8 protein-coding genes are annotated in these 7,063 nt (G+C 69.4%); 6 read left to right on the top strand and 2 right to left on the bottom strand.

Features of this window, described 5'->3' with window-relative positions; all coding sequences use genetic code 11:
• On the top strand, positions 1-404 hold a 404-nt coding region (locus tag AC27VN_RS28040), incomplete at its 5' end, for a LysR substrate-binding domain-containing protein (protein WP_490878647.1).
• A gap of 12 nt (positions 405-416) precedes the next feature.
• Here AC27VN_RS28040 and AC27VN_RS28035 read toward each other — a convergent pair.
• Entirely contained in the window at positions 417-1,322 is a 906-nt protein-coding gene (locus AC27VN_RS28035; protein WP_490878646.1) for a LysR family transcriptional regulator, read from the bottom strand.
• A gap of 147 nt (positions 1,323-1,469) precedes the next feature.
• Between AC27VN_RS28035 and AC27VN_RS28030 the strand changes: the two genes are divergently transcribed.
• From AC27VN_RS28030 to mmsB, 5 genes are read left to right on the top strand one after another with little or no spacing between them, the layout of a single operon-like run.
• Positions 1,470-2,993 carry a CoA-acylating methylmalonate-semialdehyde dehydrogenase gene (locus AC27VN_RS28030; protein WP_208510962.1) on the top strand — a complete coding sequence of 508 codons (1,524 nt, stop codon included), beginning with the start codon at positions 1,470-1,472 and terminating at the stop codon, positions 2,991-2,993.
• A 32-nt stretch (positions 2,994-3,025) separates the two neighbouring features.
• Positions 3,026-3,394 carry a lysozyme inhibitor LprI family protein gene (locus tag AC27VN_RS28025; protein ID WP_490878645.1) on the top strand — a complete coding sequence of 123 codons (369 nt, stop codon included), beginning with the start codon at positions 3,026-3,028 and terminating at the stop codon, positions 3,392-3,394.
• Positions 3,391-4,545, top strand: a complete 1,155-nt coding sequence (locus AC27VN_RS28020; RefSeq protein WP_093344745.1) for an acyl-CoA dehydrogenase family protein — start codon at positions 3,391-3,393, stop codon at positions 4,543-4,545. Before AC27VN_RS28025 ends, AC27VN_RS28020 begins: the two co-directional genes overlap by 4 nt.
• Positions 4,546-4,573: 28 nt before the next feature.
• Positions 4,574-5,689: an enoyl-CoA hydratase/isomerase family protein gene (locus AC27VN_RS28015; RefSeq protein WP_490878644.1), complete on the top strand. Its 1,116-nt coding sequence runs from the start codon at positions 4,574-4,576 to the stop codon at positions 5,687-5,689.
• A gap of 49 nt (positions 5,690-5,738) precedes the next feature.
• Positions 5,739-6,632 carry a 3-hydroxyisobutyrate dehydrogenase gene (gene mmsB / locus AC27VN_RS28010; protein ID WP_057595062.1) on the top strand — a complete coding sequence of 298 codons (894 nt, stop codon included), beginning with the start codon at positions 5,739-5,741 and terminating at the stop codon, positions 6,630-6,632.
• Positions 6,633-6,662: 30 nt separating this feature from the next.
• Here mmsB and AC27VN_RS28005 read toward each other — a convergent pair whose 3' ends face one another.
• Positions 6,663-6,833: a hypothetical protein gene (locus tag AC27VN_RS28005; protein WP_490878643.1), complete on the bottom strand. Its 171-nt coding sequence runs from the start codon at positions 6,831-6,833 to the stop codon at positions 6,663-6,665.
• Positions 6,834-7,063 lie beyond the last annotated feature (230 nt).

The raw sequence follows: 7,063 nt of genomic DNA, 5'->3' as shown, positions 1-7,063 counted from the left end.
GGCCGCTGTTCGACCTGCGCGATCCCGCGGGCGCGCCCGTTTCCTTCCTCGGCTATGCCGAGGAATGCCACCTCGGCTGGTCGCTGGCGCCGCTGCTCGAGCGCCACGGCGAGCTGCGGTTGCAGCGCCACCACGAGGCCAGCCTGACCGACGGGCTGCGCTTCATGGCGCTGTCGCGGCTGGGCGTGGCCTGGCTGCCGCAGGCGCTGGTGCGCGAGGACCTCGATGCCGGGCGCCTCGTGCGGGCCGGTGGCACTTCGCTCGAGGTGCCGCTGCGCTTCATGCTGATGCGCCGGCGCGCGCCGCTGGCCGAGCAGGCCGAGCGGCTGTGGCGCCATCTGGGCGAGCTGGTGCGGGCCGAAGTGCCCGCACAGGACGAGCCGGTGCTGGAGGGCGTGGCGTAGGGGCGTTGCGGCTCAGGTCCGCGCGCCGGCATCGGGCAGCAGCAGGTCGCGCTGCGCCTGCGCGGTCTGCTGCAGGAACTCCCAGGTCGCCTTCATGCGCGCGAGGTGTTTGGTCTCGGCCGGCATCGACATCCAGAAGGTGCGCGTGAAGTTCGCCTGGCCCGCGAGCACCGGCTGCAGGCTGCCGTCGCCCTCGGCCAGGAAGGCCGGCAGCACCGCGATGCCCGCGCCCGCGGCCACCGCGCGGTGCTGCGCCAGCACGCTGGTGCTGCGCAGCGCGAAGCTGTCGGGGCGGTGCAGCTCGTCGAGGTACTGCAGCTCCTTGCTGAACAGCAGGTCGTCGACATAGCTGATGAAGGTGTGGCCGCGCAGGTCCTCGCGCGTGGCGATCGGCTTGTGCGCCGCGAGGTAGGGCTTCGAGGCGTAGAGGCGCAGCGTGTAGTCGCTGAGCTTGGTGACCAGCACCGGCCCGCGCGCCGGCCGCTCGAGCGAGATCACGATGTCGGCCTCGCGCCGCGACAGGTGCACCAGCCGCGGCATCGCCAGCAGGTCGATGGTCAGCCGCGGATGCTGGCGCGCGAACAGCGCGAGCTGCGGCGCCAGCACCGCGGTGCCGAAGCCCTCGGTGGCGCCGATGCGCACCAGCCCCGACAGCCCTTCCTGCGAGGCGGGCGCCGTGCTCTCCACCGCGAGGAAGGCGCCTTCCATCGCTTCCACCTGCGGCTGCAGCCGCCGGCCGGCCTCGGTGAGCCGATGGCCGCCGGCCTCGCGCGCGAACAGCGGCGCGCCCACCTCCTTCTCGAGCGCCTGGATGCGACGCGCCACGGTCGTGTGGTCGACCTCGAGCCGGCGCGCGGCGCTCATCAGCGTGCCCGAGCGCGCGAGTTCGAGAAAGAAGCGAAGGTTGTCCCAGTCCATGTGTTCCTCCGGGCGGCGCCGTGCTGCGGGCGATCTGCATTTATGCAAAACCCCAGCGCAATTTTGTCTATTGTCATAGCAAAACTGCAAAGCTACGATGCCCGCTGTTCCGCCGCCTTCGGCACCGCATTCACAGGAGACAAGCACATGGACGCCAGCACCCAGCCCTCGACCCAGATCGCCACCGTCAAGCTCTTGATCGGCGGCAAGTTCGTCGAGTCGAAGACCACCGAGTGGCGCGACATCGTCAACCCGGCCACGCAGCAGGTGCTGGCCCGCGTGCCCTTCGCCACGCAGGATGAACTCGACGCCGCCGTCGCTTCGGCCAAGGACGCCTTCAAGACCTGGCGCAAGACCCCGCTCGGCGCGCGCGCGCGCATCTTCCTCAAGTACCAGCAGCTGATCCGCGAGAACATGGCCGAGCTGGCCGCGATCCTCACGGCCGAGCAGGGCAAGACCCTGCCCGATGCCGAGGGCGACGTGTTCCGCGGCCTCGAGGTGGTCGAGCACGCCTCGAACATCGGCAACCTGCAGCTCGGCGAGCTGGCCAACAACGTGGCCAACGGCGTCGACACCTACACCCTGCTGCAGCCGCTGGGCGTGTGCGCGGGCATCACGCCGTTCAACTTCCCGGCCATGATCCCGCTGTGGATGTTCCCGATGGCCATCGTCACCGGCAACACCTTCGTGCTCAAGCCCTCCGAGCAGGACCCGATGGTCACGATGCGCCTGTGCGAGCTCGCGCTCGAGGCCGGCATCCCGGCCGGCGTGCTCAACGTGGTCCATGGCGGCGAGGCCGTGGTCAACGGCATCTGCGACCACAAGGACATCAAGGCGATCAGCTTCGTCGGCTCGACCAAGGTCGGCACCCACGTCTACAACCGAGCCACCCTGGCCGGCAAGCGCGTGCAATGCATGATGGGCGCGAAGAACCACGCCATCGTGATGCCCGACGCCAACAAGGAACAGACGCTCAACGCACTGGCCGGCGCGAGCTTCGGCGCCGCGGGCCAACGCTGCATGGCGGTGTCGGTGGCGGTGCTGGTCGGCGACGCGCGCAAGTGGGTGCCCGAGCTGATCGAGAAGGCCAAGACCCTGAAGATCGGTGCCGGCACCGAGAAGGGCGTGGACGTGGGCCCGCTGGTCTCGTGCGCTGCGCACGACCGCGTCAGCAGCCTGATCGAACGCGGCCTGGCCGACGGCGCCGAGCTCGTGCTCGACGGCCGCAAGCCCAGCGTGCCCGGCTACGAGAAGGGCAACTTCGTCGGCCCGACGATCTTCACCGGCGTGAAGCCCGGCATGACCATCTATGACCAGGAGATCTTCGGACCGGTGCTGTGCGTGGCCGATGCCGAGACCATCGACGAGGCCATCGAGCTGATCAACAGCAACCCGAACGGCAACGGCACCGCGATCTTCACGCAGTCGGGCGCCGCGGCGCGCCGCTTCCAGGAAGACATCGACGTGGGCCAGGTCGGCATCAACGTGCCGATCCCGGTGCCGGTCCCGATGTTCTCGTTCACCGGTTCGCGCGCCTCCAAGCTCGGCGACCTGGGCCCGTACGGCAAGCAGGTCATCATGTTCTACACCCAGACCAAGACCGTGACGGCACGCTGGTTCGACGACAGCACCGTCTCGCACGGCGTCAACACCACCATCAGCCTCAAGTGAGAAAGCGCCTTCGCGTCGCGGCCTGGGGCGCGGTGGCGACGCTCGCGATGCTAGCCGGCGGCGCGCGGGCGGCCGCCGACGCCGACGCCGGCGCGGACGACTGCGATCCCAACGGGAACCAGCAGCAGATGAACGCCTGCGCGGCGCGCGATTTCCGCGCCGCCGATGCGGCGCTCAACATCCGCTATGGCGAGGTGATGAAGACGCTGTCGCCGCAGATGCGCACCGCGCTGCGCAACGAGCAGCGCGCCTGGCTCAAGGGCCGCGACCCGGCCTGCAAGCGCGCCTCGAAGGCCAACGAGGGCGGCTCGATGTGGCCGCTGGTATTCAATTCATGCCTGGAGAAATCGACCCGGAAACGGACCGCCGAACTGGATCGCTGGAAGGGTCGCGAACAATGAACTTCGAACTGTCCGAAGAGCAGAACGCCTTTGCGCAGAGCGCGCGCGATTTCGCGCAGGCCGAATTCGCGCCGCATGCGGCGCAGTGGGACGCCGAGGCCTTCTTTCCGAAGGAGGCCATCGCCAAGGCCGGCGAGCTGGGCTTCTGCGGCCTCTACGCGCCCGAGCGCATCGGCGGCCTCGGCCTGCCGCGGCTCGATGCGGCGCTGGTGTTCGAGGAGATGGCCGCGGTCGACCCCTCGACCACGGCCTTCATCACCATCCACAACATGGCGACCTGGATGCTCGGCACCTGGGCCACCGATGCGGTGGCGCAGCAGTGGGGCGAGGACCTCACGAGCGGGCGCAAGCTGGCCTCGTACTGCCTCACCGAGCCGGGCGCCGGCTCGGACGCGGGCTCGCTCAAGACGCGCGCCGAGCTGCAGGGCGCCGAGTACGTGATCAACGGCGGCAAGGCCTTCATCTCGGGCGCCGGTTCCACCGACGTGCTGGTGCTGATGGCGCGCACCGGCGGCGCGGGCGCCAGCGGCATCTCGGCCTTCGCGGTGCCGGCCGACGCGCCGGGCGTGAGCTACGGCAAGAAGGAACACAAGATGGGCTGGAACAGCCAGCCCACGCGCACCATCAATTTCGACAACGTGCGCATCCCGGCCGAGAACCTGCTGGGCAAGGAAGGCGAGGGCTTTCGCATCGCGATGAAGGGGCTCGACGGCGGGCGCATCAACATCGCGACCTGCTCGGTGGGCGCGGCGCAGGGCGCGCTCGATGCGGCGCGCCGCTACCTGCACGAGCGCCAGCAGTTCGGCAAGCCGATCGCGAGCTTCCAGGCGCTGCAGTTCAAGCTGGCCGACATGGCGACCGAGCTGGTGGCCGCGCGCCAGATGGTGCGGCTGGCCGCGAGCAAGCTCGACGCCGGCCATGCCGACGCCAGCACCTATTGCGCGATGGCCAAGCGCTTCGCGACCGATGCGGGCTTCAATGTCTGCAACGACGCGCTGCAGCTGCACGGCGGCTACGGCTACCTCAGCGAGTTCCCGCTCGAGCGGCTGGTGCGCGACACCCGCGTGCACCAGATCCTCGAGGGCACCAACGAGATCATGCGCGTGATCGTTGCGCGAAAATTGCTGGAAGGGGACAGCGATATCCGCTGACGCCCCACATCCGGAACCCCTCAAGACAATGACCGACTCCGTAGTTCTCTTCGACGAAATCAAGACCGCCGGCGGCCAGCGCTTCGGCGTCGCCACGCTCAACGCACCCGCCTCGCTCAACGCGCTCTCCGTGGACATGGTGCGCCTGCTCACGCCCAAGTTGCGCGAATGGGCGAAGGACGACGGCATCGTCGGCGTGCTGCTGCAGGCCGCGGGCGAGAAGGCCTTCTGCGCGGGCGGCGACCTGCGCCAGCTCTACCAGACGCTGCTCGAATGCGGCCCCGAACGCAACACCTACGCCGAGGACTTCTTCCGCGAGGAGTACGAGCTCGACCACCTGATCCACACCTTCCCGAAGCCCTTCCTCTGCTGGGGCCACGGCATCGTGATGGGCGGCGGCGTGGGCCTGATGTCGGGCTGCTCGCACCGCGTGGTGACCGCGCAGAGCCGCATCGCCATGCCCGAGATCAGCATCGGCCTGTACCCCGACGTGGGCGGCAGCTGGTTCCTGCGCCGCACGCCGGGCCGCACCGGCCTGTTCCTCGCGCTCACGGCCGCGAACCTCAATGCCGCCGACGCGATCTTCTGCGGCCTGGCCGACGTGCTGGTGCCGCAGGAGCACAAGGGCCAGGTGCTCGAGGCCATCGCCGCCGCGAGCTGGGCCGGCGAGGGCAAGGCCGACCGCGCCACGCTGTCGCGCATCCTGGCCAAGGCCGGCGAGGGCGCCGAACTGCCGGCCTCGAAGGTGCGCGAGCACTACGACACCATCAATGCGCTGATGGCCGGCGACGACCTGCTCGACATCGCGCAGCGCCTGCGCGGGCTGCAGAGCGACGACGCCTGGCTGCAGAGCGCCGCCAAGACCTTCATGAAGGGCGCGCCGAGCTCGGCCGCATTGAGCTTCGAGCTCTGGCAGCGCGTGCACCGCATGTCGCTGGCCGAGGTGTTCCGCCTCGAGTACTGGGCCTCGCTGGGCTTCTGCGCGCACAAGGACTTCGCCGAGGGCATCCGCGCGGTGCTGATCGACAAGGACCGCAATCCCAAGTGGTCGCCCGCGAGCATCGAGGAGATCACCCAGGCTTTCATCGACGACCACCTGCGCCCGCGCGGCGAGATGCCGGCGGAGCTGGCATCGCTGGTCTGATTCCATCCAGACGACAGACAGACACACAGACAGACAACGGAGACGACACATGAAGATCGCATTCATCGGCCTCGGCAACATGGGCGGCCCGATGGCCCTCAACCTGCTCAAGGCCGGCCACACGCTCAGCGCCTTCGACCTCTCGGCCGACGCCTGCCAGAAGTTCGCGGGCGAGGGCCTGCCGATCGCGAAGTCGGCGGCCGACAGCGTGGCCGATGCCGAGGTCGTGATCAGCATGCTGCCGGCCAGCGCGCACGTCGAGGGCCTGTTCCTCGGCGGCGCGGGCAAGCCCGGCCTGCTCGAGAGCATCCAGGCCGGCGCGCTCGTGATCGACAGCAGCACCATCGCCGCCGCCACCTCGCGCAAGGTGGCCGAGGCGGCCGCCGCCAAGGGCATCGCGATGATCGATGCGCCGGTGTCGGGCGGCACGGGCGGTGCCATCGCGGGCACGCTGACCTTCATGGTCGGCGGCGAGACGAAGGACCTCGAGCGCGCGCGGCCGGTGCTCGAGAAGATGGGCGCCAACATCTTCCACGCGGGCGCCGCGGGCGCGGGCCAGACCGCCAAGATCTGCAACAACATGCTGCTCGGCATCCTGATGATCGGCACCTCGGAGGCGCTCGCGCTCGGCGTGGCCAACGGGCTCGATCCCAAGGTGCTGTCGGAGATCATGCGCCGCAGCTCGGGCGGCAACTGGGCGCTCGAGAAGTACAACCCGATGCCCGGCGTGATGGAGACCGCGCCGGCCTCGAAGAACTACGCGGGCGGCTTCGGCACCGACCTGATGCTCAAGGACCTGGGCCTGGCGCAGGAGAACGCGACCGCCGTGCGCGCCTCGACGCCGCTGGGCGGCATCGCGCGCAACCTCTATGCGGCGCACAGCCTCGCGGGGCATGGCGCGCTCGATTTCTCGAGCGTGCTGAAGCTGTTCCAGAAGCCCTGAGCCGGCGCGGCTCGACGACGGACAGCGGCCTCAGTGCCGCTGTTTGCGCTTGTGGGCGGTCTTCTCGGCTTTCTCGAAGGCTTCGTCGCTGGGCGCGCCTTCGCTGCCCGGCTTGCGCATGTGCTCGCCGCTGCCGTGCTTGATGCGCTCCTGTTTGGCGTGGATGTTGGCGTAGAGGCCCTTGTTCTTTCGGGTCGGCATCGCTGGCTCCTTGCTTCGGATCCGCCAGCGTGGCCACCATGCATCGGCCGCCCGGCGCGCGCAGGCCGCATCGCGGCGTAGGACATGTCGTGCGGCACGTCGTTGCCGCAGCCGGGCGCGGGGCCTTTGCGCGCGTCGTCAGAATGGGGGCATGCCTCACGCCACTTCAGTCACTTCACGTTTCCCGCATCGCCTGCCGTACCGCGCGTCCGCGAGCCTGCTGCTCGCCG

It is taken from the genome of Variovorax sp. 20P10.2.4, from assembly GCF_058244205.1.
Note: the sequence above shows the minus strand (reverse complement) of the source record. Positions and strands in the feature narration are given on the sequence as shown.